25 protein-coding genes are annotated in these 26,470 nt (G+C 70.8%); 12 read left to right on the top strand and 13 right to left on the bottom strand.

The window, feature by feature from the left end; genetic code table 11:
- Window positions 1-32: 32 nt before the first annotated feature.
- The 7 genes from AB0H83_RS23085 to AB0H83_RS23055 form a co-directional block, all read right to left on the bottom strand.
- Window positions 33-2,588, bottom strand: a complete 2,556-nt coding sequence (locus AB0H83_RS23085) for an FtsX-like permease family protein (RefSeq protein ID WP_360097432.1) — start codon at window positions 2,586-2,588, stop codon at window positions 33-35.
- A 2-nt stretch (window positions 2,589-2,590) separates the two neighbouring features.
- Window positions 2,591-3,361, bottom strand: a complete 771-nt coding sequence (locus AB0H83_RS23080) for an ABC transporter ATP-binding protein (protein WP_360097429.1) — start codon at window positions 3,359-3,361, stop codon at window positions 2,591-2,593.
- Between the two features lie 225 nt (window positions 3,362-3,586).
- Window positions 3,587-6,136 (bottom strand): FtsX-like permease family protein, encoded by a 2,550-nt coding sequence (locus tag AB0H83_RS23075; RefSeq protein ID WP_360097426.1) that lies wholly within the window; start codon window positions 6,134-6,136, stop codon window positions 3,587-3,589.
- Window positions 6,137-6,139: 3 nt separating this feature from the next.
- The gene (locus tag AB0H83_RS23070; protein WP_360097423.1) at window positions 6,140-6,925 is read right to left on the bottom strand and encodes an ABC transporter ATP-binding protein; all 786 of its coding nucleotides are present in this window, start codon (window positions 6,923-6,925) and stop codon (window positions 6,140-6,142) included.
- Window positions 6,926-7,029: 104 nt separating this feature from the next.
- Complete coding sequence (locus tag AB0H83_RS23065) at window positions 7,030-7,713, bottom strand: response regulator transcription factor (protein ID WP_360097420.1); 684 nt, start codon at window positions 7,711-7,713, stop codon at window positions 7,030-7,032.
- Complete coding sequence (locus AB0H83_RS23060; protein ID WP_360097417.1) at window positions 7,710-8,918, bottom strand: sensor histidine kinase; 1,209 nt, start codon at window positions 8,916-8,918, stop codon at window positions 7,710-7,712. Before AB0H83_RS23060 ends, AB0H83_RS23065 begins: the two co-directional genes overlap by 4 nt.
- A 1,024-nt stretch (window positions 8,919-9,942) precedes the next feature.
- Window positions 9,943-10,797 (bottom strand): RecB family exonuclease, encoded by an 855-nt coding sequence (locus AB0H83_RS23055; RefSeq protein ID WP_360097414.1) that lies wholly within the window; start codon window positions 10,795-10,797, stop codon window positions 9,943-9,945.
- A 79-nt stretch (window positions 10,798-10,876) separates the two neighbouring features.
- On the opposite strand from AB0H83_RS23055, the gene AB0H83_RS23050 reads away from it, so the two are divergent.
- From AB0H83_RS23050 to AB0H83_RS23040, 3 genes are read left to right on the top strand one after another with little or no spacing between them, the layout of a single operon-like run.
- Window positions 10,877-12,073 (top strand): site-2 protease family protein, encoded by a 1,197-nt coding sequence (locus AB0H83_RS23050; RefSeq protein ID WP_360097411.1) that lies wholly within the window; start codon window positions 10,877-10,879, stop codon window positions 12,071-12,073.
- Window positions 12,070-13,005 carry a tRNA (adenine-N1)-methyltransferase gene (locus tag AB0H83_RS23045; protein ID WP_360097408.1) on the top strand — a complete coding sequence of 312 codons (936 nt, stop codon included), beginning with the start codon at window positions 12,070-12,072 and terminating at the stop codon, window positions 13,003-13,005. The genes AB0H83_RS23050 and AB0H83_RS23045 overlap by 4 nt, the downstream gene beginning before the upstream one ends.
- Entirely contained in the window at window positions 12,983-13,552 is a 570-nt protein-coding gene (locus AB0H83_RS23040) for a hypothetical protein (protein WP_033362888.1), read from the top strand. Before AB0H83_RS23045 ends, AB0H83_RS23040 begins: the two co-directional genes overlap by 23 nt.
- Before the next feature lie 4 nt (window positions 13,553-13,556).
- Here AB0H83_RS23040 and AB0H83_RS23035 read toward each other — a convergent pair whose 3' ends face one another.
- Window positions 13,557-13,832, bottom strand: a complete 276-nt coding sequence (locus tag AB0H83_RS23035) for a ferredoxin (RefSeq protein ID WP_360097405.1) — start codon at window positions 13,830-13,832, stop codon at window positions 13,557-13,559.
- Between the two features lie 146 nt (window positions 13,833-13,978).
- On the opposite strand from AB0H83_RS23035, the gene arc reads away from it, so the two are divergent.
- Window positions 13,979-15,745: a proteasome ATPase gene (gene arc, locus AB0H83_RS23030; protein ID WP_360097402.1), complete on the top strand. Its 1,767-nt coding sequence runs from the start codon at window positions 13,979-13,981 to the stop codon at window positions 15,743-15,745.
- 289 nt (window positions 15,746-16,034) lie between these two features.
- Here arc and AB0H83_RS23025 read toward each other — a convergent pair whose 3' ends face one another.
- Window positions 16,035-17,333, bottom strand: coding sequence for a condensation domain-containing protein (locus AB0H83_RS23025; protein WP_360097399.1), 1,299 nt, complete (start codon window positions 17,331-17,333; stop codon window positions 16,035-16,037).
- Between the two features lie 107 nt (window positions 17,334-17,440).
- Here AB0H83_RS23025 and dop point away from each other — a divergent pair, with 107 nt between their 5' ends.
- From dop to AB0H83_RS22995, 6 genes are all read left to right on the top strand, one after another.
- Window positions 17,441-18,958, top strand: a complete 1,518-nt coding sequence (gene dop / locus AB0H83_RS23020) for a depupylase/deamidase Dop (RefSeq protein ID WP_360097396.1) — start codon at window positions 17,441-17,443, stop codon at window positions 18,956-18,958.
- 46 nt (window positions 18,959-19,004) lie between these two features.
- A complete protein-coding gene (locus AB0H83_RS23015) occupies window positions 19,005-19,220 on the top strand; it encodes a ubiquitin-like protein Pup (RefSeq protein WP_033362892.1) in 216 nt (71 codons plus the stop codon).
- A gap of 98 nt (window positions 19,221-19,318) precedes the next feature.
- Complete coding sequence (gene prcB / locus AB0H83_RS23010) at window positions 19,319-20,158, top strand: proteasome subunit beta (protein ID WP_360097393.1); 840 nt, start codon at window positions 19,319-19,321, stop codon at window positions 20,156-20,158.
- 57 nt (window positions 20,159-20,215) lie between these two features.
- Window positions 20,216-21,067, top strand: a complete 852-nt coding sequence (gene prcA, locus AB0H83_RS23005) for a proteasome subunit alpha (RefSeq protein ID WP_360097390.1) — start codon at window positions 20,216-20,218, stop codon at window positions 21,065-21,067.
- A gap of 596 nt (window positions 21,068-21,663) precedes the next feature.
- Window positions 21,664-21,939 carry a hypothetical protein gene (locus AB0H83_RS23000; RefSeq protein WP_360097387.1) on the top strand — a complete coding sequence of 92 codons (276 nt, stop codon included), beginning with the start codon at window positions 21,664-21,666 and terminating at the stop codon, window positions 21,937-21,939.
- A complete protein-coding gene (locus AB0H83_RS22995; protein ID WP_360097384.1) occupies window positions 21,936-22,256 on the top strand; it encodes a hypothetical protein in 321 nt (106 codons plus the stop codon). The genes AB0H83_RS23000 and AB0H83_RS22995 overlap by 4 nt, the downstream gene beginning before the upstream one ends.
- Window positions 22,257-22,318: 62 nt before the next feature.
- Here AB0H83_RS22995 and AB0H83_RS22990 read toward each other — a convergent pair whose 3' ends face one another.
- From AB0H83_RS22990 to rfbB, 4 genes are read right to left on the bottom strand one after another with little or no spacing between them, the layout of a single operon-like run.
- Entirely contained in the window at window positions 22,319-23,020 is a 702-nt protein-coding gene (locus AB0H83_RS22990; RefSeq protein ID WP_360097381.1) for a glycosyltransferase family 2 protein, read from the bottom strand.
- Window positions 23,007-23,396, bottom strand: a complete 390-nt coding sequence (locus AB0H83_RS22985; protein ID WP_360097378.1) for a DUF2304 domain-containing protein — start codon at window positions 23,394-23,396, stop codon at window positions 23,007-23,009. Before AB0H83_RS22985 ends, AB0H83_RS22990 begins: the two co-directional genes overlap by 14 nt.
- Window positions 23,393-24,229: a dTDP-4-dehydrorhamnose reductase gene (rfbD, locus tag AB0H83_RS22980; protein WP_360097732.1), complete on the bottom strand. Its 837-nt coding sequence runs from the start codon at window positions 24,227-24,229 to the stop codon at window positions 23,393-23,395. Before rfbD ends, AB0H83_RS22985 begins: the two co-directional genes overlap by 4 nt.
- A gap of 29 nt (window positions 24,230-24,258) precedes the next feature.
- Entirely contained in the window at window positions 24,259-25,242 is a 984-nt protein-coding gene (gene rfbB / locus AB0H83_RS22975) for a dTDP-glucose 4,6-dehydratase (RefSeq protein ID WP_360097375.1), read from the bottom strand.
- Window positions 25,243-25,315: 73 nt separating this feature from the next.
- Here rfbB and rfbA point away from each other — a divergent pair, with 73 nt between their 5' ends.
- Together rfbA and AB0H83_RS22965 are read left to right on the top strand one after the other, a co-directional pair.
- On the top strand, window positions 25,316-26,185 hold the full coding sequence (gene rfbA / locus AB0H83_RS22970) for a glucose-1-phosphate thymidylyltransferase RfbA (RefSeq protein WP_360097372.1): 870 nt from the start codon (window positions 25,316-25,318) through the stop codon (window positions 26,183-26,185).
- A 63-nt stretch (window positions 26,186-26,248) separates the two neighbouring features.
- The coding region (locus AB0H83_RS22965; protein WP_360097369.1) for a dTDP-4-dehydrorhamnose 3,5-epimerase family protein at window positions 26,249-26,470 on the top strand (222 nt) is incomplete at its 3' end.

The following is a 26,470-nucleotide window of genomic DNA, read 5'->3' as shown; positions in this document are numbered from 1 at the left end:
CCCGTGGGCGCCCCCTTCCCGTGCCGTGCCGGTCAGTCGTGCGAGATGGCCTGCAGGACGTTGACCCGCGACGCGCGGATCGACGGCAGGACCGCCGCGACGACCCCGACCAGCGCCGCAAGGAGCAGGTACGTCGCCATCTGGCTCCACGGGAACGCCATCTTGGTGAACCCGTCGTCCTTCAGCGCCCGCACCACCGCCGCGCCGAGCCCGGTGCCGACGGCGAGGCCGAGCAGCGCGCCGAAGGTGGAGATGACGACCGCCTCGACGGTCACCATCCGCATCGTCTGCGCCCGGCGCATCCCGATCGCCCGCAGCAGCCCCAGCTCGCGGGTGCGCTCCAGCACCGACAGCGCCAGCGTGTTGACGATGCCGAGGACCGCGATGAGGATCGCCAGGGCCAGCAGTACCTGGATCATCACCAGCAGCTGGTCGAACTGCGCGGCCTGCGCGTCGACGAACTCGGCCCGGTTCGCGACCGACACCTCCGGGTTGTCCACCAGCAGCTGGTCGACCTGGCGCTGGATCGCGTCGACCGCGGTGCCGTCGCTGACCCGCAGGTAGCCCCAGGACGGCTGCGCGCTGCGGAAATCCTTCACCACGTCACCGGAGACCACCAGGCCACCCATCACGTCGCTCTGCTGGTACAGCCCGACGATCTTCACCTGGTGCGGCTGGCCGCGGGTGAACTGCATCGTCATCGTCGAACCGAGCTGCAGGTTGCGCTTCTTGGCGTTCTCCACGTCGATGACGGCCTGGTCCGGCCCGCTCCACGCGAGGGTGCCCTCGGTCGCGACCAGCTTGAACATGCCCGCGTAGGCGGCCAGGTCCGGCGTCGCGGAGATGCCCCGGCCCTCCCCGTCGACCTGCGCGAAGTCCCAGTACTCGCTTGCCGCGCTGGCCACGCCCGGCAGCTTCGCCGCCGCGTCCATCACCGCCGGGTCGAACTTCGCCGGCCCGTTGTCGTCGCCGTCGCCGGAGATGATCAGGTCGACGGTCACCTGGGTCGAGGCCTGCGACGACAGGCTCTGCTTCGCCGAGGCGAGGATGACGTTCACGCCGGTGATCAGGGCGAGGCCGACCATCAGCGCGGCCGCGGTGATCGCGGTGCGGCGCGGGTTGCGGCCCGAGTTGAGCCGGCCCAGCTTGCCCGGCACCGACCAGGAGAACAGCCGGCCGAGCAGCGACACCACCGGCCGGGCCAGCAGCGGCGTGAGCAGCGCGATGCCGATGAAGCTGACCAGGACGCCGCCGAGGATCAGCCACAGCGTGTTGTCGCCCTGTCCGGCCAGGCCGAGGCCGAGCATCGTGCCGCCGGCCGCGCCGATGAGCGCGCCGCTGACGGTGAGCTTGGTGAGCGGCCGGTCCGGGGTCGCGACCTCCTGCAGCGCCGCGATCGGCGGGATCCGGGAGGCGCGCAGCGCCGGCAGGACCGCCGCGACGACCGTCACCAGCAGGCCGACGACGAACGCGCTGATCACCGCGGTGGCGGGCACGCCGACGCTGGCCAGCTCGACGCCGCTGACGTTGCCGAACACCCAGGCGAGCAGGACCCCGACGCCGATGCCGGCGGCCAGGCCCAGGACCGAGGCGATGAGCCCGATCGCGACCGCCTCGATGATGACCGAGCCGAGGGTCTGGCTGCGGCTGCCGCCGAGGGCCCGCATGAGCGCCAGCTCCCGGGTCCGCTGCGCGACGATGATCGAGAACGTGTTCAGGATGAGGAACGTACCGACGAACAGCGCGACACCGGCGAAGCCGATGAGCACGTTGTTGAAGAACGCCAGGCCCTCCCTGAACTCCTTGGTCGTCTCGTCGGTCAGCTGCTGGCCGGTCTTGACCTGGAACCCGGCGGCCTCGCCGCCGAGCGCGGCGGCGACGTCGTCGCGCAGCTTCTCGTTGGACACGCCGTCGGCGGCCTTGACGTTGATCGAGCTGTACACGTCCTTCTCGCCGAGCATCAGCTCCTGCGCGACCGGCGTGGTGAACAGCACCTCCAGCGACCCGCCGAGGGAGTCGCGGTCGCCGCTGTAGCCGAAGATGCCGACGAGCTTGAACACCCGCTTACCGGGCTGCAGGGTGAGCACGCCGACGTCGTCGCCGACCTTCAGGCCGCCGGCGCTCTTGGCGGTGGTCACGTTGACGACGATCTCGTTGTCGGTGGCCGGTGCCCGGCCCTCCCGCAGCTGCAGCAGGTCCGACGTGCCGACCCAGTTGCCGCCGAGCCGCGGCGGGCCGAAGGTGGTGACGACCTTGCCGTTCTTGCCGATGACCCGGGCGCCGTCCGCGCTCGCCTCGCCGGTGACGCTCGCGACGCCGGGCACGGCGCGGACCTTGTCGAGCGTCGCGGCCGGGATGTTGCCCTGCTGCGACGGGCCGAAGTCCTGATCGCCGACCTTCGGCTTCTGGGTGACGTTGACGTCGGTGCCCTGGTACACCGAGGCGAAGAGGCTGTCGAAGGAGCGGCCCATGGTGTCGGTGAGCACGAACGCCCCCGACACGAACATCACGCCCAGGACCACCGCCAGGCCCGACAGGACCAGCCGCAGCTTGCGTGACAGCAGGCTCTTGAGTGTGGCGCGCAGCATCGTCAGACCGTCCCGTCCAGCGCGGACTTGTCCAGCCGCTTGAGCCGGTCGAGGACCGCGTCGGCGGTCGGCGCGTACAGGTCGTCGACGATGTGCCCGTCGGCGAGGAACACGACCCGGTCGGCGTAGGACGCGGCGTTCGGGTCGTGGGTGACCATGACGATCGTCTGGCCGAAGTCGCGCACCGAGTTGCGCAGGAACGACAGCACCTCGGCGCCGGAGCGCGAGTCGAGGTTGCCGGTGGGCTCGTCGGCGAAGATGACCTCCGGCCGGGACACCAGGGCCCGCGCGCAGGCGACGCGCTGCTGCTGGCCGCCGGACAGCTGGCTGGGGCGGTGCTTGAGCCGGTCGCGCAGCCCGACCGTGTCGATGACGGTGTCGTACCAGGCGGCGTCGGGCTTGCGGCCCGCGATCGACAGCGGCAGCAGGATGTTCTCCTCCGCCGTCAGCGTCGGCAGCAGGTTGAACTGCTGGAAGATGAACCCGACCTTGGTGCGGCGCAGGTTCGTCAGGCCCCGGTCGGACAGGCCGCTGATCTGCGTGTCACCGATGAACACGTCACCGCGGGTGACCGCGTCCAGGCCGGCGAGGCAGTGCATGAGCGTCGACTTGCCGGAGCCCGACGGGCCCATGATCGCGGTGAAGCGGCCCTTCTCCAGCTCGACCGACACGCCGCCGAGCGCGTTGACCTGCGCCTCGCCCGTGCCGTAGACCTTCCAGACGTCGACCGCCTTCGCGGCCACCTCGGTGCGCGTCGCAACCGATGCAGTCATGATTCCCCCTGGTGAATGGTGTGCCTTCATCCTCGGGGCGGATCGGGCCGGTTTCGTCCGCCCGCAGGGGTAGCCAGCCACCGGTATTTCGCTGGGGGAATGGCCCGGAGCGGATCTCAGGGTCAACCCCTAGCCCGCTGTCTCAGCATTCACAGGAAAGGCCCCGGAAATGCGATTCGCCGGCCGGGGTGACCCCCGACCGGCGAATCGTTCTCGCGTTTTGTGTTACTCGTACGCGATGGCGTTGAGCACGTTGAGCCGCACCGCCCGGACCGCCGGGATGAGCCCGGCGACCGCGCCGACGATGACCGCCCCGATGATGTAGGCGACCATGTACCCCCACGGCAGGGTGACCGCGCCGAACCCGATCACCGACTTGAGCGCGGTGACCGTCGCCGCGCCCAGCCCGGCGCCGACGACCAGGCCGAGCACCGTGCCGAACAACGTGATCACCACGGACTCGATCGTCACCATCGACCACGTCTGCCGGCGCCGCAGCCCGATCGCCCGCAGCATGCCGAGCTCACGGGTCCGCTCGATCACCGACAGCAGCAGCGTGTTGATGACCCCGAGCACCGAGATGCCCAGCGCGATGAACAGCAGCACCTGCACGATGACCAGCGCCACGTCGAACTGCTGCTGGCTGGAGCCGACGAGCTCCTCCTTGGTCTGCACGCTGACCTCGGGGTTGTCCTTCAGCACCCCCTCGACCGCGGCCTTCGCGTCCGGCACCGCGACGCCGTCCTTCACCTTCACCATCGCCTGGATCGGCTGCGGGAACTGGAACCCGGCCTGCGCGTCGGTGTTGGAGATGAGGATGCCGTTGCCGTTGGTCGTCGAGTTGGTGATGCCGACCAGCGTCAGCGTCTTCGTCTGACCCTTCGCGAACGTCACCTTGATGGTGGTGCCGACCGTGTACTTGCGGTCCTTGGCCGTCTTCTCGTCGGTCATGAACTCGCCGCTGTCGAGCCGGTCGGTGCGCCCGGCGACCGTGCGCAGCTTCAGCACCGCGGCCCCGGCCGCCACGTCGTCGTAGGCGAACACGAAGTCCTGTTTGCCGTCCAGCTGCACCATGTCGTACGTGACCGCGGCGACCGTCTGCGCCTGCGGCAGCGCCTTGATCTGCTCGAGCTCCCCAGGCTGGATGACCGGCGGCACGTCGGAGGTCTGCTGGCCGTAGACGATCAGGTCGGCCTGCAGGTCCTTCTCCACCGACTCACCGATCGCCGTGGACAGCGACGAGAAGATCGTGGAGATCATCGTGATGATCGCGATGCCGACCATGACCGCGCCCGCGGTGATCGCCGTGCGGCGCGGGTTGCGCGAGGAGTTGCGCCGCCCCAGCCTGCCCGGCACCGACCAGGAGAACACCGCGCCGAGCCCGGCGACCAGCGGCCGGCTGATCATCGGGGCGAGCAGCGCCACCCCGACCAGCGTCAGCAGCACCCCGCCGAACACCAGCAGCAGCGTCGCGTCGCCGGCGCCGGCCAGCCCCCACGACAGGAACCCGATCCCGGCCGCGGTGACGACCCCGCCGGCGATCGTGATCCCCGTCAGCGGCTTGTCCGTGGCGGCCGCGTCCCGCATCGCCGCGATGGGCGCGACCCGGGCGGCCTTGATCGCCGGCAGTACCGCCGAGATCATCGTGACCAGGATGCCGATCGCGAACGACGTGACGATCGCCGCCACCGGTAGCCCCAGCCCGGCGGACTCCATGCTGGCCAGCGACGTGAACGCGCTCGCCCCGAGCGCGCCGAGCCCCATGCCGACCAGGAACCCGAACAGCGACCCGACGATACCGATGAGCAGCGCCTCGATCAGCACCGACCGGATGATCTGCCAGCGGCTCGCGCCCATGGCCCGCAGCAGCGCCAGCTCCTGCGTGCGCTGCGACACGATGATCGAGAACGTGTTCAGGATCAGGAACACCCCGACGAGCAGGGCGATCGTGCCGAAGCCCAGGAAGAAGTAGTTGAAGTACTTCAGCAGGCCGCGGATGGCCTCGCTGGACGCCTTCGACAGCTCCTCACCGGTCTGCACCGTGTAGTCGGGGCCGAGCGCGGCCTTGATGTTGTCGCGCAGCTGGTCGTCGCTGACGCCGGGCTGACCCCGCACGTCCACGACGTTGAACACGTCCTTCTCGCCCAGCATCACCTGCTGCGCGACCGGCACCGTGAACAGCACCGTCGTCTCGCCGGCCATGGAGTCGCGGTTGCCCGTGTACTGCATGATCCCGGCGACCTTGTACGTCTTGCGGGCCTCGGCCCGGGCGATGATGTCCACCGAGTCGCCGACGTTGAACTTGGCCTGCTTCGCCAGCCCGTTGTTGATGACGATCTCGTCCGGTGCCGACGGCTCCCGCCCGGCGATCAGCTTGGTGAGCTCGTCCTCGCCGGTCCAGCTGCCGCCGAACTGCCCGGACTGGCTGATCACCACCTTGCCGTTCTTGCCGATGACCCGGGCACCGGTGACGAACACCGAACCCGTCGCCGACTTCACCCCGTCGATCTTCTTGATCCGGTCCACGTCGGCGGCCGGCATCGGCAGGATTGCCTGGCTGTTGCCCGACGCCGCGTCCGCCGTCGCCGACTTCGCCGACACCTGCACGTCGGTGAAGCTGTAGATGTTGGAGAACACGTTGTCGAACGTGCGGCCCAGCGTGTCGGTGAGCACCAGCGAACCGGACACGAACATCACCGACAGCACGACCGCGAGGGTCGACAGGATCAGCCGGAGCTTGCGCGCCAGCAGGCTCTTGAGTGTCGCGCGGAGCACGGCTCAGCCCGCCCGCGGCGCGTCGGCGGCGCTCTCGACCCTGGCGTCGAGCCCCTTGAGCTTGTCGAGCACCGCGTCGGCCGACGGCGACCGCAGCTCGTCGACGATGCGGCCGTCGGCGAGGAAGATGACCCGGTCCGCGTAGGACGCGGCGTTCGGGTCGTGCGTCACCATGACGATCGTCTGGCCGTACTCCCGCACCGAGTTGCGCAGGAACGACAGCACCTCGGCGCCGGAGCGCGAGTCGAGGTTGCCGGTCGGCTCGTCGGCGAAGATGACCTCCGGCCGCGACACCAGCGCCCGCGCGCACGCGACGCGCTGCTGCTGACCGCCGGACAGCTGGCTCGGCCGGTGCTTGAGCCGGTCGCGCAGCCCCACGGTGTCGATCACCGTCTCGTACCACTTCGGGTCCGCCTTGCGACCCGCGATCGACAGCGGCAGCAGGATGTTCTCCTCCGCCGTCAGCGTCGGCAGCAGGTTGAACTGCTGGAAGATGAACCCGACCTTGGTCCTGCGCAGGTTCGTCAGGTCACCGTCGGACATCCCCGTCAACCGGGTGTCACCGATGAAGATCTCACCGCGCGTCACCGAGTCGAGCCCGGCGAGCGTGTGCATCAACGTCGACTTGCCGGACCCGGACGGGCCCATGATCGCGGTGAACTGCCCGCGCTCCAGTTCGACGCTCACCCCGTGCAGCGCGATGACCTGGGCCTCGCCGCTGCCGTACACCTTCCACACGTCCACCGCGCGGGCGGCGACCGCCTGCCCGGTCGTGACTGTCGTGGTCACGCTCGATCCCCCTCTTGTTTCGTGAATGCCCTCACGCTACGGGGTGATCGTGGGCGTGCCGTCCTCCCGGGGTGCCGGTCGGGGCTACTCCCTGCGAAGGATGGCTACGACCCTGGGCGGACCAGGCCCGTCTCGTACGCGAGGACGACGGCCTGCACCCGGTCGCGTAGCCCCAGCTTCGTCAGCACGTGCCCCACGTGCGTCTTCACCGTCGTCTCGCTTACCGACAGCGCCTTGGCGATCTCCGCGTTGGACAGCCCCCGCGCCAGGTGCACCAGCACCTCCCGCTCCCGCTCGGTGAGGACCCGCAGGTCCCGCGGCGGCGCCGCGTCCGGGTCCGGCAGCGCGTCGGCGAACCTGTCCAGCAGCCGCTTGAGGATCCGCGGCGCCACCACCGCCTCGCCCGCCGCCACCGTCCGGATCGCGGTGACCAGGTCGTCGGCGGGCACGTCCTTGGCCAGGAACCCGCTGGCACCCGCGCGCAGCGCGCCCACCACGTACTCGTCCAGGTCGAACGTGGTCAGGATCAGCACCCGGACCGGCAGCTTCGCCTCCACGATCGCCCGGGTCGCGGCGACCCCGTCCATCCGCGGCATCCGGATGTCCATCAGTACGACGTCGGGCAGCAGGCGCCGGGCCAGCTCGACCGCCTCGACCCCGTCACCCGCCTCGGCCACGATGTCGAGGTCGGTCTCGCCGCCGAGCACCATCCGGAACCCGGTGCGCAGCAGCGGCTGGTCGTCCACGAGCAGGAGCCGGATGGGCCTCGGGTTCGCGCTCGCGTTCAAGCTGGCTGCCTCTCCACGGTGTCGGCGTGCTGTTCGATCGGGATCCTCGCGTGCACACGGTAGCCGCCGCCGGGCCGTGGCCCGGTGCGCAGTGTCCCCCCGTACAACATCACGCGCTCCCGCATGCCGAGCAGCCCGTGCCCGATCGCGGCCGTCCCCAGCTGCGGCCCGCGACCCGTGTCACACACCTCCACCACCACGTCCTGCCGGCTGAACGCCATCCTCACCTCGACCGTGGCCGCCCCGGCGTGCTTCAACGCGTTCGTCAGCGCCTCCTGCACGATCCGGTAGATCGTCAGCGCGATCCCCGGGTCGAGCGGCCCCGGCACCCCGTCCACCTTCAGCACCGCCTGCAGCCCGGCCTCCCGGATCTGCTCGACCAGGCCCTCCACGCCCGCCAGCCCCGGCTGCGGCGCCAGCTCACCGGCCGGCTCCGCCTCCGTGCGCAGCACCGTCAGCAGCCGCCGCATCTCCCGCAGCGCGGTGCGCCCCGTCTCCTCGATCGTGGCGAGGGCCTCGTCCGCGGCACCCGGGTCGCGCTGCAGCATCCGCCGCGACCCGGTCGCGAGCACCCCCATCACGCTCACGTGGTGCGCGACCACGTCGTGCAGCTCCCGCGCGATGCGCCGCCGCTCGTCCGCGACCGCCTGCTCCGTCAGCGCCCGCTGGCTCGTCTCCGCGGTCCTGGCCCGGTCCTCCAGCGCCGCCACGTACGCCCGCCGCGTCGCCATCGTGCGCCCCACCGTGAAACACACCACGGCGCTCATCGCGTTGAACAGCAGGAAGACCCGCGGCTCCAGCACGAACGGCTCGTCCTGGGTCCGCCCCATCACCGTCGCCAGCACCATCCCCGGCACCCAGACGAGCACCCCCGCCGCCAACGCCCGCCGCAACGGCAGGTACGCCGCCGCCGTGTACGTCACGACGATCACCGCAAACCCGCTGTTGACCAGCGGAAACGTCCCGACGAGCGGGATGATCGTGTGCACCGCGGTGAACCACACCGCCACCCACGTCCACCTGCGCCGCACCGCCACCGCCGCCAGCCCGACCGTGTCGAAGACCAGCTGCCACGTCAGGTGCCTGGTGCCGAGCTCCTCCTGCGCGACCGCCGTCGCCACCCCGCTGACCACCGCAAGCACCACCGCGAGGGCGATGTCCTGCACCAACGGGTCCGTTCGGCGGCTCAGCACGCGCTTCAGCACCCCTCGTACGCTATCGGCTCCGCAGCACCCTGGATTCGTCGCCGCGTCCGAGGTCCACCTCATGCTTGAGGATGAGACGCCGCGGGCCCCGCGTGGCGCGTGGTGCCCGTGGTGCGTGTGGTGCGTGTGGTGCGCCGCGGCCTCAGCGGGTCGAAGCGGGGCGCGTCGGAGCGGGCGGCACAACCCGGTGGATTGCTGCAACCCGGTGGCGCACTGTTCTCCTGGCCACAGCAATCCACCGGGTACCGCGGTCGGTGCACCAGGATGGTGCCCGGAAGTTCCGTCGCCGGCGGCGGTGCGGTGCGCGTGGGTGCCGCGGTGCGGTGAATGCCGGCGGCGCGGTGACATTTGAGGCCCCGCCACCTGCCGGACGAATATCGCGCCGTCCGGCAGGTGCCTACCTCGCTGGGCATCGCCCGCGCGTCGGTCTGCCCAGGCTGCGCACCGACCGGGCATGGTCTGGCAGGCTGCGCACCGCCCGCGCGGGAGACCCGATCACGCCGCGTTGAGCATGCGACAGTCTGGCGGGCGGCGCGGCTTGCCGTCGCCGTTGCCGCCGGTGGCATGCTGCGCGTGGGTATCTTCGCCCAGCTGGCGAGGTCCTCCGGCGAGAGCATGTACATGACGTCCGCGCGTCGCGCCCGCCGGGAAGGGTGCCGCCCCGCTCAGCTGATGCCTGCCATGCGGCACCGCCCGAGCTCAGACCTGTCCCATGCCGCGCCGAGCGGGACCGTGTCGCGCCGCACCGAGCGACCGTGCCGCGTCGAGCGATGCCCGACCCGCGCGCGCCCGCCTGCGGGGCAGTGCCGAGCCGTCCGTGCCGCGCCGAGCCACCGAGCGGCACCGTCCCGTGCCGCGCCGAGCGATGTCCGACCCACGCGGGCCCGCTCGGGGGCCGTGCCGAGCCGGTCCGTCCCGTGCCGGGCCACCGGGCGGGGGCGTCCCGCGCTGAGCCGTCCCGCGCTGGGCGTGCCGTGCGGGGGCCCGACCACGCCGCCCGGCCTGCGTGCCCGGCCTGCGTGCCCTACTCGTCGCGTCCCGTGGCTGGCTCGGCCTCCGTCGACAGGGGCGGCGTCGGCACGGCGGCCGGCTCCGGGAACGGGGGCGGCGTCCCGCCATACGCCGGGCACAGCGCCTGGTGGGCGCACCAGCCGCACAGCCGGCTCGGCTGGGCCCGGAAGTCGCGCTCGGCGGTGGCCCGCTCGATCGCCTGCCACAGCGCCAGTAGGGTCCGCTCGAAGCGCTCCAGCTCCTCGGCGTCCGGGGAGAAGTCGCAGACCTCGCGGTCCTTCAGATACATCAGCCGCAGCACGCGGGGCACGACGCCGCGGGTGCGCCACAGGACCAGGGCGTAGAACTTCAGCTGGAACATGGCGCGGGCCTCGAACGCCTCGCGGGGGGCGCCGCCGGTCTTGTAGTCGACCACGCGGATGTCGCCGGCGGGGGAGATGTCGAGCCGGTCGATGTAACCGCGGATGACGAGCTTGCCGTCGACCTCGGCCTGGACGAACGCCTCCCGCTCCGCGGGCTCCAGCCGGTTGGGGTCCTCCACGGCGAAATAGCCGCCGAGCAGCTCCCGGCTGGACTCCAGGAACGCCTCGGTGTCGGCGAACAGGTCGGCCAGGCCCTCCTCGGTCTCCACCAGGCGCTGCCACTGCGGCGCGACGAGGGCGGCGGCGCGCTCGGGGGTGCGGGTGCCGGTGGGCTCCTCGAACAGCGCCTCCAGCACCGCGTGCACGAGCGTGCCGCGCATCTGGTCGGGCGTGGGGCGCTCGGGCAGCCGGTCGATGCTGCGGAACCGGTACAGCAGCGGGCACGTCTTGAAGTCGGCGGCCCGCGACGGCGACAACGTGGGCAGGGTGGTGATGGTCTCCGTCATGCGTGGAAGGTTAGGCCACGGGTACGACAGTTTTTGCGCACCGTCACCTTGGCGGGCGGTACCCGTAGCATCATGGGCAATGGACGACTACCGCTCGGCACCCGCGTCGGCGTCGTCGGCTGCCCGGACCCGGCCGCCCGAGCGCGGCTCCGGGATCCCGCTGGGGCGGCTGCTCGGCGTCCCGATCTATCTCGCCCCGTCCTGGCTGCTGCTCGCCGCGCTGATCACGCTGACATATGGCCAGTTCCTCACCTCCCGGCGGGAGCTGCCGGTGACCACCGGGCTCGCCGTCGGGTTCGGGTTCGTGGTGTGCCTGCTGGTGTCGGTGCTGCTGCATGAGCTCGGTCACGCGATCACCAGCCGGCAGTCCGGCATCGGTGTGAGCGGCATCACGCTGGAGATGCTCGGTGGGTACACCGAGATGGAGCGGGAGGCGCCGCGGCCCGGCGTGGAGCTGTTCGTGTCGCTCGCCGGACCGGTCGTGTCGCTGCTGCTCGGGCTGGCGTCCGGCGCCGCCGCGCTGGTCCTGCCGCCCGGCGGGATCGCCGAGACGTTCGCGTTCCAGCTGGCGCTGAGCAACATCGTGGTCGCCGTGTTCAACGCGCTGCCGGGGCTGCCGCTGGACGGCGGCCGGGCGCTGCAGGCCCTGGTGTGGAAGCTCACCGGCGACCCCAACCTCGGCCGCCGTGTCGCCGGCTGGTCGGGGCGGCTGGTCGCGGTCGCCACCGCCACCATCGTGGTCGTCCTGTACTTCCAGGGCGTCCTTGACCGGTTGTTCGGCCTGATCTTCACGCTGCTGGTCGCCGTCACGATGTGGGTGGGCGCGAGCCAGGCGATCCGGCACGGCAAGGTCGCCGCGAGCCTGCCGCCGTTCAACGCCAAGGAGCTGGCCAGGCCGATCGTGCCGGTCACGGCCACCACCCCGCTCGCCGAGGCGGAGCGGATCGCGGCCGACCTGAAGCAGCATCTGGCGGTGGTCGACGGCGCCGGGGCGATGGTCGGGTTCGTGCACGGCGCGTCGGCGCGGGCGGTCCCGCCGGAGCGCCGGCCGTGGGTACCCGTGGGCGACGTCACCCGCCGGCTGGACGAGCACCACGTCCTACCAGGCGATCTGAGGGGCACCGACCTGCTGCACGCCATCCGTGACGACCCGGGCGGCGACTACCTGGTGGTCACGGGCGAGGATGTGCACGGCGTCCTGCGCGGCGCCGAGTTGCTCTCGCTCGTCGAAACACGCCGGTCCGACGGCCGGCCCACCAGAAGGAATCGCACGTGACTGTGTCCCTCGACCTGCCAGCGACCCGCAGGGGACCGTTCCAACCGGGCGACCGGGTCCAGTTGACCGACCCCAAGGGCCGGATGCACACGATCGTGCTCGAGCCGGGCAAGGAGTTCCACACCCACCGCGGGGCGCTGCCGCACGACAACCTGATCGGCGCGCCCGACGGCAGCGTGGTCACGTCGGCCGGGGGCACCGCGTATCTGGCGCTGCGGCCGCTGCTGTCGGACTACGTGCTGTCCATGCCGCGCGGCGCGCAGGTCATCTACCCGAAGGACGCCGCGCAGATCGTCGCGATGGGCGACATCTTCCCCGGTGCCCGGGTCCTGGAGGCCGGCGCGGGCTCCGGCGCGCTGACGTGCTCGCTGCTGCGGGCGGTCGGTCCGACCGGCAGCGTGACGTCGTACGAGATGCGCGAGGACTTCGCGGCGATCGCCCGGCGCAACGTCGAGGCCTTCCTCGGCGGCCCCGTGCAGGGGTGGACCTTGCGGGTAGGTGACGTAGCGGGCTGCGAAGATGTCGGTTTTGATCGGATAATCCTAGACATGCTGACCCCGTGGGAGATCCTGCCGCTCGTGTCCCGGGCGCTGATCCCCGGCGGGGTGTTCATCGGATACGTGGCGACCACGCCTCAGCTGTCGGAGCTGGTGGAGGCGTTGCGCGAGGACGGTGGCTACACCGAGCCCCGCGCGTGGGAGAGCCTGGTGCGCGACTGGCACGTCGAGGGACTCGCGGTGCGGCCCGATCACCGGATGATCGCGCACACGGCGTTCCTGGTCAGTGCCCGCAAGCTGGCACCGGGGGTGACGGCGCCGCCGCGGCGGCGCAAGCCGAGCAAGGGCGCCGAGGCGTACGCGGCGCGGCGGCTGGCGGCCGCCGCGGTCGCACGGGAGGAGGAGGCAAAGGATGAGCCGTCCGAGCTTCAGTGACCTACCTGCCGTTTTTCCGGACTGGTCGCCCTATCCGGACCTCGAGTCGGCGGCCAGGGCGTACCTGCGCGACCCGGACATCGCCCTGGACGCGATGGCCGGGGTGCTGCGCGGGCAGAGTGTGCTCGGTTTCACCCTCGAGCGGTTCGTCAACGACGTCAACGGGGTGTGGCAGGAGGTCGTCGTCTGCGACGGCACCCGGCTCATCCTGTGGCACGGCGAGGACATCCCGCCGGAGGAGGCGCCGCCGGGTTCGATGACGTCGTCGCTGCGGGTGGTGGCGCTGTCCGCGGTGACCGAGGTCGGCTGCCGCCGGCGGCTCAGCCGCAACCCCAACGGGCACGCCCGGGTCGACAGCGTCGACGTGTACCTGCTGCTGACCTCGCTCGACGAGGCGAACGTCGCCGCGGAGGAGGCCGGCTCGGTGATCCGGCACGACGCGCTGCGCTTCGGCAAGACCCTCGACGACGGTGGTGCCGGACAGATCGCCCGTTTGGAGGAGTTTGCCCGACTCGTCTCTTCTCTCGTGGGTAAACCGATGCTGTGACGAATCAGTCGGCGTTGGGCCCGGCGACCGGCACGTCGTCGGCCGCCCGGTGCACGTGGATGCAGTCGCCGGGGCACTCCTTGGCGGCGTCGATGACCTCGAGCCGCAGGTGTTCGGGCACGTCGACGCGGCTGCCCGGGGCCAGCAGGAGCTCACCGTCGGGGCGCTTCACATACGCCAGGCCATCGACGTCGAACTCGAAGATCTCGGGGGCATACTGCACGCACAGCCCGTCGCCAGTGCACAGGTCCTGGTCAACCCACACCTCAAGAGCGCTCACGCCGCAACATTACAGGGCTGGTGGAAAGTGCCTCCAGGCCGCAGGATTTGTAAAAGCCCTGTGGCGCACGGGTTCGAAGGGGCCCAGACCGGCGAACAGCGGTTAGTGTTAGAGCACAACGTTCAAAGCCCCCGGGGAGGTGGGACGTGGCACGCAGCGACGACGCGGAGACGCGCGCCGCACGATGGGAGAAGGACGCCCACGATCTCTCCACGCAGGTCGCTTTCCTCCAGGAGGAACTCGCCCTGGTGCGGCGCAAGCTGACGGAAACCCCGCGACACGTGCGACAGCTCGAGGAGCGGCTCGCCGCAGCGCAGGCGCAGATTGCCCGGCTGACCGAAAACAACGAGCGGCTCGTGGCCACCCTCAAGGAGGCCCGCGCCCAGATCGTGACGCTGAAGGAGGAAGTTGACCGCCTGGCGCAGCCGCCGAGCGGTTACGGCGTCTTCCTCGCCCGCCACGAAGACGGCTCTGTCGACGTCTTCACCGGCGGGCGCAAGCTGCGCGTCGCGGTGTCCCCGGCCATCGAGGTCGAGGAGCTGCGCCGAGGCCAGGAGGTCCTGCTCAACGACGCCCTGAACATCGTCGACGCGCTCGGGTTCGAGCGGGCCGGCGAGGTCGTCATGCTCAAGGAGATCCTGGAAGGTGGTGACCGCGCCCTCGTCATCTCGCACGCCGACGAGGAGCGGATCGTCCACCTGGCCGAAACCCTCGCCGACGCGCCCCTGCGCGCCGGTGACTCGCTCATGATCGAGCCCCGCTCTGCGTATGCGTATGAGCGGATCCCGAAGAGCGAGGTCGAGGAGCTGGTGCTGGAGGAGGTGCCCGACGTCGACTACACCGACATCGGCGGCCTCTTCTCGCAGATCGAGCAGATCCGCGACGCCGTGGAGCTGCCATTCCTGCACGCGGAGCTGTTCCGCGAGCACCTGCTGCGCCCGCCGAAAGGCGTCCTGCTCTACGGCCCTCCCGGCTGTGGCAAGACGCTGATCGCCAAGGCGGTCGCCAACTCGCTGGCGAAGAAGATCGCCGAGCGGCGCGGTGAGGAGCGCAAGACCAGCTACTTCCTCAACATCAAGGGTCCCGAGCTGCTCAACAAGTATGTCGGCGAGACCGAGCGGCACATCCGGCTGATCTTCCAGCGTGCCCGTGAGAAGGCGAGCGAGGGCACTCCGGTCATCGTGTTCTTCGACGAGATGGACTCGGTGTTCCGCACGCGTGGCTCGGGGGTCTCCTCCGACGTCGAGAACACGATCGTGCCTCAGCTGCTGAGCGAGATCGACGGCGTCGAGGGCCTCGAGAACGTGATCGTCATCGGCGCATCCAACCGGGAAGACATGATCGACCCGGCCATCCTGCGCCCCGGCCGGCTCGACGTGAAGATCAAGATCGAGCGTCCGGACGCCGAGGCGGCGAAGGACATCTTCTCCAAGTACATCCTTACCACGGTGCCGCTGCACAAGGACGACATCGCCGAGCACGACAACTCGCCCGAGGCGACGGTCGCGGCGATGATCGACGCGGTGGTGCTGCGGATGTACTCCGAGACCGAGGAGAACCGCTTCCTCGAGGTGACCTACGCCAACGGCGACAAGGAGGTCCTGTACTTCAAGGACTTCAACTCCGGCGCGATGATCCAGAACATCGTCGACCGGGCCAAGAAGATGGCGATCAAGGACTTCCTCAGCAACGGCCAGAAGGGCATGCGCCTCCAGCACCTGCTCGACTCCTGCGTTGACGAGTTCCGCGAGAACGAGGACCTTCCCAACACCACCAACCCCGACGACTGGGCCCGCATCTCCGGCAAGAAGGGCGAGCGGATCGTCTACATCCGCACGCTCGTCTCCGGCGGCAAGGGCGCGGAGGCCGGCCGGTCGATAGAGACCGCCACCAACACCGGCCAATATCTGTAGGACCGCGACACGGGCGGGCGGTGGCCTCAGGGCCGCCGCCCGCTTCGCGTGCGTCACAAGGTCATGGCTCGGGTCCGCGGTGGTCCGGACCGTCGCTCCCGCCAGTCACCGGTCAGGCCTTGGCGGCCTTCCCTGCCAGGTCCGCGTGCAGTCGCGCACCGCGGCCGTGGCCGGCCGCGACGCGGCCCGGCGGCCGCGACCGGTCCGTGGCCGGACGTGGGCCCACTTTGACCTTGGACGATTGTGCCGGTCCTGACCGGTCGAAGTGTCCAAGGTCAACATGTCCGGCTCAGCCGGGCGGCGCGCCGGCGGCCCGCAGCGCGGCGTCGGTCAGGACCGACTCGAGCGTCGTCAGTACCGCGGACGCCTCCGCCAGGGACACGTGGTGCGTGTCGGCATAACACGTCAGGACCGTCGCCCGCCCCGTGTCGTCGGCGTGCACGAACACCCGGCTCGACGGGCTGTCCTTGAACGGCGTCCAGTCCAGCGTGCGGCGGGCGAGGGCCTGCGCCAGCGACCCCCGCACCGCCGGCGGCTGCGGCCCGCGCCGGTCGTTGAGGTGGAAGTCGACCCGGAACTGCGGCCCGCGCTCCTCGGCGATACGGGCCATCAGGGACTCCTTGCCCGCCGTGTCGTAGTACGCGTGCTTGTACGCCGCCGTCGCGGCCCGCCGGGCGCCGTCCAGTACCTTGTCGAACGCGGCGTCGGTGACCTCGACCAGGCACAGGCCCGGCTGCGCGACCGGCGCCACGACGTCGGCCAGTCCGGAGCGGAAGCGGTTGCTGGTGACCAGCAGCACCGGCACCGGGTCGACGCCCGAGCAGCGGCGCACCGCCACCGCGAACGCCGCGAGCAGAGTCGTGGCCGGGTCGGCGCCGGTGCGTTCCAGCAGCAGCCGGCTGGCCAGGGGGATCGCGGGGGAGACCAGGCGGCCCTTCCAGTGCCGGGGCCGCTCCGGCCGCCGCGACCGGACCGGCCACGGCGCCGGCATCGCCCGCAGCACCCGCTCCCAGTGCCGCAGTGCGCTGCGGCTCTGCCGGGCGCCGGCCTCCGAGGCTTGCCAGCCGGCCTGCTCCAGGGGCTGCATCCCGGTGACCGGCCCCTGGACCCTGGCGGCCAGCTCCCGCAGCATCACCGCCGCGCCCGAGCGGTCCATCGCGAGGTGCCAGATCACCGCGCACAGGTGGGTGAGCCGGCCGCGGTGCCGTACGACGCCCATCCGCAGCGGCCAGTCGCGGGTGAAGTCGACGGGTTCGCTGCGGTACCGCCGCAGCATGGCCTGGGCGGCGGCCTCCGGCTCGTCGGCGTCGAGGACCTCCAGCACGGTCTGCCCGGCGGCCGCCACGACCTGCCGGGGCGTGCCGTCGGCGGCGAACCGCAGACGGGTGCGCAGCACCTGGTAGCGGCTCATCAGGTAGCGCAGCTCGCCGACGACGTCCCCGACGCCGGTGCCGTCCGGCAGCGGGTCGGCCCCGCCGAGCGGCAGCTGCTCGCCGAACCTGGTCATGGACGCCCAGATGTCCTGCTGGCCCCAGGACAGCGGCGCCTCACCCGCGCCGGCACCCTCGAACGGCACGCAGATCCGCATCCGTGGATGTTACGGGCGGCGACCACTGCGCAACAATCGGACATCATGCAAACCTGGCGCGCCGCGGTGGAGGCAGACTGTCGTACCTTGCGACTAGGGTTGTGGGCATGAGTGTGCGGCGCGTGATGGGCACCGAGGTCGAATACGGCGTGTCCGTTCCCGGCCAGCCGGGAGCCAACCCGATGGTGACGTCATCCCAGGTGGTCAACGCCTATGGTGCCCGGCCCGAGCTCACCAAGGGCGGCCGGGCCAGGTGGGACTACGAGGAGGAGTCCCCGCTGCGCGACGCGCGCGGGTTCACCTACTCCGGCGCCCTCTACGACCCGGCGGAGGCCCTGGCCGACGAGGACCTCGGCCTGGCCAACGTGATACTGACCAATGGCGCCCGGCTCTATGTCGACCACGCCCACCCTGAGTACTCCACGCCCGAGTGCACCAACCCGCGCGACATCGTGCTGTGGGACAAGGCCGGCGAGCGGGTGATGGCTGAGGCGTCCCGCCGGGCCGCGACGATCCCGGGGACGCTGCCGATCCACCTGTACAAGAACAACACCGACAACAAGGGCGCCAGCTACGGCACGCACGAGAACTACCTCATGCGCCGGCAGACGCCGTTCGCCGACATTGTCATGCATCTCACCCCGTTCTTCGTGACCCGGCAGATCGTGTGCGGGGCGGGCCGGGTCGGCATCGGGCAGGACGGCTCCGGCCCCGGCTTCCAGATCTCCCAGCGTGCCGACTTCTTCGAGGTGGAGGTCGGCCTGGAGACGACGCTGAAGCGGCCGATCATCAACACCCGCGACGAGCCGCACTCCGACGCCGACAAGTACCGGCGGCTGCACGTCATCATCGGCGACGCCAACCTGTCGGAGATCTCCACCTACCTCAAGGTCGGCACCACGTCGCTGATCCTGGCGATGATCGAGGACAAGGTGCTGCCGTCCGACCTCGGCATCGCCGATCCGGTCACCGAGCTCAAGTCGGTCAGCCACGACCCGTCGCTCAAGCACCTGATCCGGATGCGCGACGGCCGGCGGCTCAGCGCGCTGGACATCCAGTGGGCGTTCTACGAGCGGGCCCGCGCCTATGTGGAGTCCCGGCAGGGCTCCGACGTCGACGAGCAGACCGCCGACGTGCTGGAGCGCTGGGAGAGCGTGCTGGACCGGCTCGGCCGCGACCCGATGCTGTGCGCCGGCGAGCTGGACTGGGTCGCCAAGCTGCGCCTGCTGGAGGGTTACCGGGAGCGCGAGTCGCTGGGCTGGTCGTCGCACAAGCTGCAGCTGGTGGACCTGCAGTATTCCGACGTCCGCGCGGAGAAGGGCCTCTACCAGCGGCTCGTGGCGCGCGGTTCGATGGCGACGCTGTTCACCGAGGACGAGATCCAGCGCGCGATCGTCGAGCCGCCGGACGACACCCGTGCCTATTTCCGCGGGCGTTGCCTGGCGAAATACCCCGCCGAGGTGGTTGCCGCCAGCTGGGACTCCGTCATCTTCGACGTGGGCCGCGAGTCGCTGGTGAGAGTGCCGATGATGGAGCCCGAACGAGGGACCAAGAAGCACGTCGGTGCACTGTTCGACAAATGCCCGAGCGCGAAGGATCTGCTGGAAGCGATCACTTCCGGGTAAGTTCGATGCAGCGGTTGTTTGGTGGTCCCCCCGAGGAGGATGAGACATGGCTACGAGGGATACGGGCGGGCAGTCCCAATCCGGCAAGTCCCGGCGTGACGAGGAAGAGGACGTCGCCGCGCCCGAGGTGAACCCGGAGACAGCCGAGCGGGTCGAGCAGTTGGGTGAGGACGTCGACGACCTCCTCGACGAGATCGACTCGGTGCTCGAGGAGAACGCCGAAGAGTTCGTCCGCGGATACGTGCAAAAGGGCGGCCAGTAGCCGTCACTGAGAAGGTCCCGTCGGTCCGGGTGCATCCCGGGCCGACGGGCGTATTGTTTGGTCAACTACAGTCGATCATCCTTCTGAGAGGAGCTCCGTTGCCGACGGGTCTTGACCACTCTGGGCGTCTGCCGGCCGCGTTCCACGCCGCGGGGACCTCGTCGTTCAGCGAGTTCCTGTCGGCCGTGGCCCCCGAGATGCTCCCGGGCCGCCGGCCGCTGCCACCGGGGATGGCCGCCGACGTCAGCGCGCACGCCACCACGATCGTCGCGATCACCTGCGCCGACGGCGTGCTCATGGGCGGCGACCGGCGCGCCACGATGGGCAACCTCATCGCCCAGCGCGACATCGAGAAGGTCTTCGCCGCCGACGCGTATTCGCTGGTCGGCATGGCCGGCACCGCCGGCTTCGGGCTGGAGATGATGCGGCTGTTCCAGGTCGAGCTGGAGCACTACGAGAAGATCGAGGGCACGATGCTCTCCCTGGAGGGCAAGGCCAACCGCCTCGCCACCATGGTGCGCAACAACCTCGGCGCCGCCATGCAGGGCCTGGCTGTGGTGCCGCTGTTCGCCGGGTTCGACGTCGACGCCAAGTCCGTCGACAAGGCCGGGCGCATCTTCAGCTTCGACGTCGCCGGCGGCGTCTACGAGGAGCGCGGCTACGACTCGATCGGCTCGGGTTCGCTGTTCGCCAAGTCGTCGATGAAGAAGCGGTACAAGCCCGGCATCACCACCGCCGACGCGGTCAAGGTCGCCGTCGAGGCGCTCTACGACGCCGCCGACGACGACACCGCCACCGGCGGGCCCGACCTGCTGCGCAACATCTTCCCCGTCATCATGACCGCGACCGTCGAAGGCACCCACCGCTACACCGACGAGGAGATCCGCACGGTCGCCGAGACGGTCATCGCCGCGCGCGCCGACAACCCGGGCGCCTGAGCCTCCCAGTCCCCCCGAGCCAGCAGTTCACCTACGCCAGAAGGAGAACCCGCCACCGTGGCAATGCAGTTCTACGCCTCGCCCGAGCAGATCATGCGGGACCGCTCGGAATACGCGCGTAAGGGCATCGCGCGTGGTCGCAGCGTCGTGGTGCTCAGCTACGAGGGCGGCGTGCTCTTCGTCGCCGAGAACCTGTCGACCGCCCTGCACAAGGTCAGCGAGATCTACGACAAGATCGGCTTCGCCGCCGTCGGCCGCTACCCCGAGTTCGAGAACCTGCGCTCGGCCGGGGTCCGCCTCGCCGACCTGCACGGCTACTCCTACGGCCGCCGCGACGTCACCGGCCGGCAGGTCGCCAACATCTACGCCCGCACCCTCGGGGCGATCTTCACGCAGGAGCAGAAGCCGTACGAGGTGGAGATCTGCGTCGCCGAGGTCGGCGCCACCGTCGAGGACGACGAGCTCTACCGCATCACCTACGACGGCTCCGTGCAGGACGAGCCCGGCCTGGTCACCATGGGCGGCCAGTCCGACACCATCTCGGGCGCCGTGAAGAGCCGGCTGCGGCCCGACCAGACGCTCGCTGAGGCGCTCAAGCTGGCGGTCGAGGGTCTGGGCAGCGTCGGCGGCGAGAACGGGCAGCCGCGCAAGCTGGCGGCCAACCAGCTGGAGGTCGCGGTCCTCGACCGGCGCCGCCCTGGCCGCACGTTCCGCCGCCTGACGGGGCTCGCCCTCACCGCCATCCTCGAGGACCCGGCCAAGGCCGCCGACCCCGAGGCGGGCCTGGAGGACAAGCCCCAGCCGCCCGCGTCGCCGAGCACGCCCGCGGACAACGCCAGCGGCCCCGCCCCGGCCGGCGACGACACCGCCGGCGAGGCGGCCGCCGAGGGCGACAAGCCCGCGGAGTAGCACTGGGCGAGCTCGGGGGAGCCTGGGCGGACGGACCACCGAGGCCGGGGTGCGGCGACACGCTGCCCCCGGCCTCGCCGCGTCGCCGGCTGGCGCCGCGGTGGCGGGTGTGTGGCCGTGGCGGGTGTGTGGCCGTGGCGGGTGTGCGGCCGTGCGATGCTCTGCCTGTGCGAGCCGTGCAGATTGCCTGGATGTGGCCGGGGGCCGGGCGAGCTGCGCTGTGCCGGCGTGCGTGAGCGGTGCCTGGGCGAGCTGGTTCTCTGCCGGCATAGATGTGGCTGGGCCGCGCAAGTGCCGCTGCGCCCGCAGTTGGCGCCGTGCCCAGCCGGCGGGCGGCCAGTCATCGGGTGACGTCGGCGTCCAGGTGGCGGCGCAGGTGGCGGGTGAGTCCGGCGGCGGCGCGATGGTGCTGGCCTGCTGGTGATCTTGCGTGGTTGATCGAAGTCGCGCCGTGGTTGCCCCGATGACCAGCACGCGCCTCCTCCATGATCCCGAATGGTTCCGGTAGCCCTGGCCGCCAAGACCATTCGGGATCATGAGCCGGTGAGGGCAGGCGCTGGTGGACGGATGTCAGACGCGCGTCGTACATTGGGAGCATGCCGTACCGCTGGTGGCCGGCAACGCTCGCGGCGCTGGTCGGGATCACCGACACCGAGGTGCTGCAGGCGTTGAACGCCGAACGGCGGCGCCCCCTGCCGGGCTCCGCACTCGGCATCCCGGCGCTCAGCATCTGGGCCCGCACCGACGCGGGACGGCCGCTGATCGTCGTGGTGAAGCAGGAAGGCCAGTTCAGCTGGGGCATCCTCGGAGCGAGGGACCTGAGCCCCGACGAGCTCGCCGAGTTCGAGAAGTGGGAGGCGAGCGCAGCATGAACACCGACCCGCTCACCGAGCAGCAGATGGACGCCATGGTCGCGGCCGTCGCCGCCGGGGAGTTCACGTTCGACCGGGACGCGCCGCCGCCGGCCCTGCCCCCGAAGCCCGACGCCGAGGTCATGGCCGTCTACTCGATGCGGCTGCCGTCCGACGTCGCCCAGCGGCTCGCCGCCGTCGCCAAGAGCAAGGGTGTCAAGCCGTCGACGCTGATGCGGCAGTATGTCGAATGGTGTCTGGCCACCGAGCTCAACGACCGCCCGATCTCCCTCACCGACGCCCTGCGCGCCCTCACCCAGCTGCGCCCCGCCGCCTGACCACCGCGGCCGTCAGGGAGCCGCGGTGGACAGGGCGGTGAAAAGGCACGGAATATCCGGCTTCAGGTGCGGATCAGCGCCAGGAGCAGCACGATGCCCGCGCGGCCCAGGTAGATCGTCGACTTCATCGGCGAGGCGCTCGGGGTGCCTGCCATGCGGGGGCGCATGGCCACCGGGATCTGCGTGATGCGGTAGCCGGACCGGGCGACCCGCACCAGCACCTCGATCGTGTCGCCGAGGTACTCCGCCGGGTACCAGTGCGCCAGGAACTCGATCAGCTTGCGGTTGCAGGCACGGTGCCCCGAGGTGGTGTCGGTGAGCTTCGTGCGGGCCAGCCGGGACAGCACCGCCGACAGCATCCGCATCGCCCACTTGCGGGGGCCGGTGACGCGGTATCCGCCCTCGCCGGCGAACCGGGCGCCGATGACCAGGTCGTGCTCGTCGAGGGCGTCGACGAGCTTCGGGATGTAGCGCGGGTCGTGCTGGCCGTCCGCGTCGACCTGGATCGCGACGTCGTAGCCATGGTCGCGGGCGTACCGGTACCCGGTGCGCATGGCTCCGCCGACGCCCAGGTTGAACGGCAGCCGGGCCACGATCGCGCCCGCCGACGCGGCGCGCAGGGCGGTGTCGTCGGAGGAGCCGTCGTCGACCACGAGGATGTCGACGCCGGGCAGCTCGCCGTGCACCTCGGTGACGACGTCGGCGATGGAGTCGGCCTCGTTCCACGCCGGGACGATGATCAGGACCTTCTTACCGTTGATCATCGGGGACCTCGGTGGTGGGCGCCGGCACGGCGGAGGAGTCGCGGGGGTTGCCGAGCTCGCTGCGCAGCAGCGCCAGGTCCTCGGCCAGGGTGCGGGTCTCCTCCTCCAGGCGGCTCACCTCCCAGCTGAGGTGCACCGTGACCAGGAGCAGGAAGACGATGCCGAGGAACAGCACGAGGCTGACCCCGGACGCGATCCCGATCGCCTCGGCCAGGTCGTCCGTGATGAACGGGAAGAACGCCATCGGCAGGATGACGATGCTGACGGCGAGCCATAGGATCGCGTACTTCTCCTGCAGCTGCCGCCGGCGCAGCAGCTCCACCATGAAGGCCAGGACCGCCAGTGCGGTCAGCCCCGTGACGATGGTGAGTTTCACCCTGCACCCTCCAGGACGGCTGCGAACGCGGGGTCGTGCAGCGCCGCGGTCAGCATGGTATGCCAGTCCCGCATCGGCGCCATCCCGGCGGCCGCCCACCGGTCGTGGCCGAGCACGCTGTAGGAGGGTCGGGCGGCCGGGGTCTTGTACGCGGCGCTGGTCGTGCGGCGCACCCGCGCGGGGTCCAGCCCGGCGAGGGCGAACACCGCCTGGGCGAGCCCGTGCCACGTGGTCTGCCCCGACGCGGTGCCGTGGTACACCCCGGCGGGGGCTTCGGCGTCGGCGAGCTCGACGAGCCGCTGCGCCAGGTCCCGCGACCAGGTCGGCTGGCCCGCCTGGTCGTCGACGACGTCGAGGAAGTCGCGGGTGGCGGCGAGGCGCAGCATCGTCTTGACGAAGTTGCGGCCGGCCGCGCCGTACAGCCAGGCGGTGCGCACCACGTAGCCGGTGGTGGGCAGCGTGGACAGCACGGCCTGCTCGCCGGCGAGCTTGCTGCGCCCGTACGCGTTCAGCGGCGCCGTCGGCGCGTCCTCCGGGTAGGGGGAGGTGCCCGCCCCGTCGAACACGTAGTCGGTCGAGACGTGCACGAGCCGGGCGCCGGCGTCGCGGCACGCCGAGGCGAGCACGGCCACGCCGGTGCCGTTGACCGCGAGGGCGGCGGGGTACGCCGTCTCCGCGCCGTCCACGTCGGTCCAGGCCGCTGCGTTGAGCACGACGTCGTGCCCGGCGACCGCCTCGGCGACCGCCGGGGCGTCCGTGACGTCCAGGTCGGCGCGCTTCAGGGCGGTCACCGGGCGCCCGTCCAGCGCCGCGAGGAGGTCCTGGCCGAGCATCCCGCCCGCGCCGGTGACCAGGTAGCGCGTCACAGGGCCGCGCGCGTCTTCAGGGGCTCCCACCAGGAGCGGTTCTCCTTGTACCAGGCCACCGTCGCCGCGATGCCGTCCTCGAAGGTGACGGCGGGCGCGTAGCCCAGCTCGTTGCTGATCTTCTCGTGGCTCAGCGAGTACCGCCGGTCGTGGCCCTTGCGGTCCTCGACGTGGCGCACCGCGGACCAGTCCCGGCCGGTCGCCGCGAGCAGCACCTCGGTGAGCTCCCGGTTGGTGAGCTCCCGGCCGCCGCCGATGTTGTACACCTCGCCGGCGCGGCCCTTCTCCAGGGCGAGCTGGATGCCGGCGCAGTGGTCGGAGACGTGCAGCCAGTCGCGGATGTTGCCGCCGTCGCCGTACAGCGGCACCTGCTGGCCGTCGATGAGGTTCGTGACGAACAACGGGATGACCTTTTCAGGAAACTGGTAATGCCCGTAGTTGTTGGAGCAGCGGGTGACGACGACCTCCATGCCGTGGGTGCGGTGGTAGGCCAGCACCAGCAGGTCCGAGGCGGCCTTCGAGGCCGAGTAGGGGGAGTTGGGCTGCAGCGGCCATTCCTCGGTCCACGAGCCCTCGTCGATCGAGCCGTACACCTCGTCGGTCGACACGTGCAGGAAGCGCCCCACGCCGGCCCGCCGCGCCGCGTCGAGCAGGACCTGGGTGCCGATGACGTTGGTCGTGACGAACGGCCCCGCGCCCAGGATCGAGCGGTCGACGTGCGACTCGGCCGCGAAGTGCACGACCGCGTCGTGCCCGGGCATGAGCTGCTCGACCAGGTCGGTGTCGCAGATGTCGCCCTCGACGAAGGTGAGGGCGGGGTCGCCGGCCACGGGCGCCAGATTGTCCCGGTTGCCGGAATAGGTGAGCTTGTCGAGCACGGTCACGGCCGCGCCGGCGTGCGCCGGGTAACCGCCTCCGAGGAGGGTGCGCACGTAATGGGAGCCGATGAACCCGGCACCGCCGGTGACGAGGATTCTCACGGGTACGGGAGTCTAGTGCACCACGATGGATGCTGAGTCGACCCAGGGTGCGCGCTACCCGTAAGGTGGCCGGGTGCGTGGCATCATCCTCGCCGGTGGCACCGGCTCCCGCCTCTGGCCGCTGACGAAAGCGGTGTCGAAGCAGCTCATGCCCGTCTTCGACAAGCCCATGATCTACTACCCGCTCACCACGCTGGTGATGGCCGGGATCCGGGAGATCCTCGTCATCACCACCCCGGAGGACCAGGACCAGTTCCAGCGCCTGCTCGGTGACGGCACCCAGTGGGGCCTCGAGATCAGTTACGCGGCGCAACCACGCCCCGAGGGTCTGGCCCAGGCGTTCATCATCGGCGCCGACTTCATCGGCGACGACAGCGTCGCGCTGGTGCTCGGCGACAACATCTTCCACGGCGCGCAGCTCAGCCAGCGCCTCTCCGACAACGGCGAGCTCAAGGGCGGGCGGGTCTTCGCCTACCCGGTGGCCAACCCGCAGGACTACGGCGTCGTGGAGTTCGACGTCGACGGCAAGGTGCTGTCGATCGAGGAGAAGCCGGCCCGGCCGAAGTCGCGCTACGCGGTGCCCGGCCTGTACTTCTACGACAACCGGGTGATCCAGATCGCCCGCGAGCTCAAACCCAGCGACCGGGGCGAGCTGGAGATCACCGCGGTCAACGCCGCCTACCTGGAGCGCGACGAGCTGCACGTGGCGATCCTGGACCGCGGCACCGCGTGGCTGGACACCGGTACGTTCAACACGATGGTCCAGGCCGCCGAGTTCGTCCGCGTGATCGAGGAGCGGCAGGGCCTCAAGATCGGTTGCGTGGAGGAGGTCGTGTGGCGCGCGGGCTTCATCGACGACGCACAGCTGTGCGCCCTCGCCGAGCCGTTGCGCAAGAGCGGTTACGGCGAGTACCTGATCCAGCTGCTGGACTGGGAACGCTGAGCGGCGCGTAGCGATGAGCCGACCGAGCAGTACAACGACGTCATGACGGGTGGGGCCGCACACGTGAAGTACCGACAGCTGTCGATCGCCGGTGCCTGGGAGATCACCCCGGTGCGGCACGGCGATCCCCGTGGGCTGTTCCTGGAGTTCTACCGGTTCGACCACCTCGCGGCCGAGGTCGGTCACCCGTTGCGGCTGGCGCAGGGCAACCTGTCGGTGTCCGCGCGCGGGGTGGTGCGGGGTATCCACTTCGCCGACGTGCCGCCGGGCCAGGCGAAGTACGTC

The organism is Dactylosporangium sp. NPDC050688 (assembly GCF_040654515.1).
GTDB lineage: Bacteria > Actinomycetota > Actinomycetes > Mycobacteriales > Micromonosporaceae > Dactylosporangium.
Note: the sequence above shows the minus strand (reverse complement) of the source record. Positions and strands in the feature narration are given on the sequence as shown.

Bases quoted from the DNA above. Each gene is read 5' to 3' on its own strand.
- AB0H83_RS23085 (WP_360097432.1), bottom strand. From the start codon at position 2,588: ATGCTGCGCGCCACACTCAAGAGCCTGCTGTCACGCAAGCTGCGGCTG.
- AB0H83_RS23080 (WP_360097429.1), bottom strand. From the start codon at position 3,361: ATGACTGCATCGGTTGCGACGCGCACCGAGGTGGCCGCGAAGGCGGTC.
- AB0H83_RS23055 (WP_360097414.1), bottom strand. From the start codon at position 10,797: ATGACGGAGACCATCACCACCCTGCCCACGTTGTCGCCGTCGCGGGCC.
- AB0H83_RS23050 (WP_360097411.1), top strand. From the start codon at position 10,877: ATGGACGACTACCGCTCGGCACCCGCGTCGGCGTCGTCGGCTGCCCGG.
- AB0H83_RS23040 (WP_033362888.1), top strand. From the start codon at position 12,983: ATGAGCCGTCCGAGCTTCAGTGACCTACCTGCCGTTTTTCCGGACTGG.
- AB0H83_RS23025 (WP_360097399.1), bottom strand. From the start codon at position 17,333: ATGCGGATCTGCGTGCCGTTCGAGGGTGCCGGCGCGGGTGAGGCGCCG.
- dop (WP_360097396.1), top strand. From the start codon at position 17,441: ATGAGTGTGCGGCGCGTGATGGGCACCGAGGTCGAATACGGCGTGTCC.
- AB0H83_RS23015 (WP_033362892.1), top strand. From the start codon at position 19,005: ATGGCTACGAGGGATACGGGCGGGCAGTCCCAATCCGGCAAGTCCCGG.
- AB0H83_RS23000 (WP_360097387.1), top strand. From the start codon at position 21,664: ATGCCGTACCGCTGGTGGCCGGCAACGCTCGCGGCGCTGGTCGGGATC.
- AB0H83_RS22995 (WP_360097384.1), top strand. From the start codon at position 21,936: ATGAACACCGACCCGCTCACCGAGCAGCAGATGGACGCCATGGTCGCG.
- AB0H83_RS22990 (WP_360097381.1), bottom strand. From the start codon at position 23,020: ATGATCAACGGTAAGAAGGTCCTGATCATCGTCCCGGCGTGGAACGAG.
- rfbD (WP_360097732.1), bottom strand. From the start codon at position 24,229: ATGCTCGGCCAGGACCTCCTCGCGGCGCTGGACGGGCGCCCGGTGACC.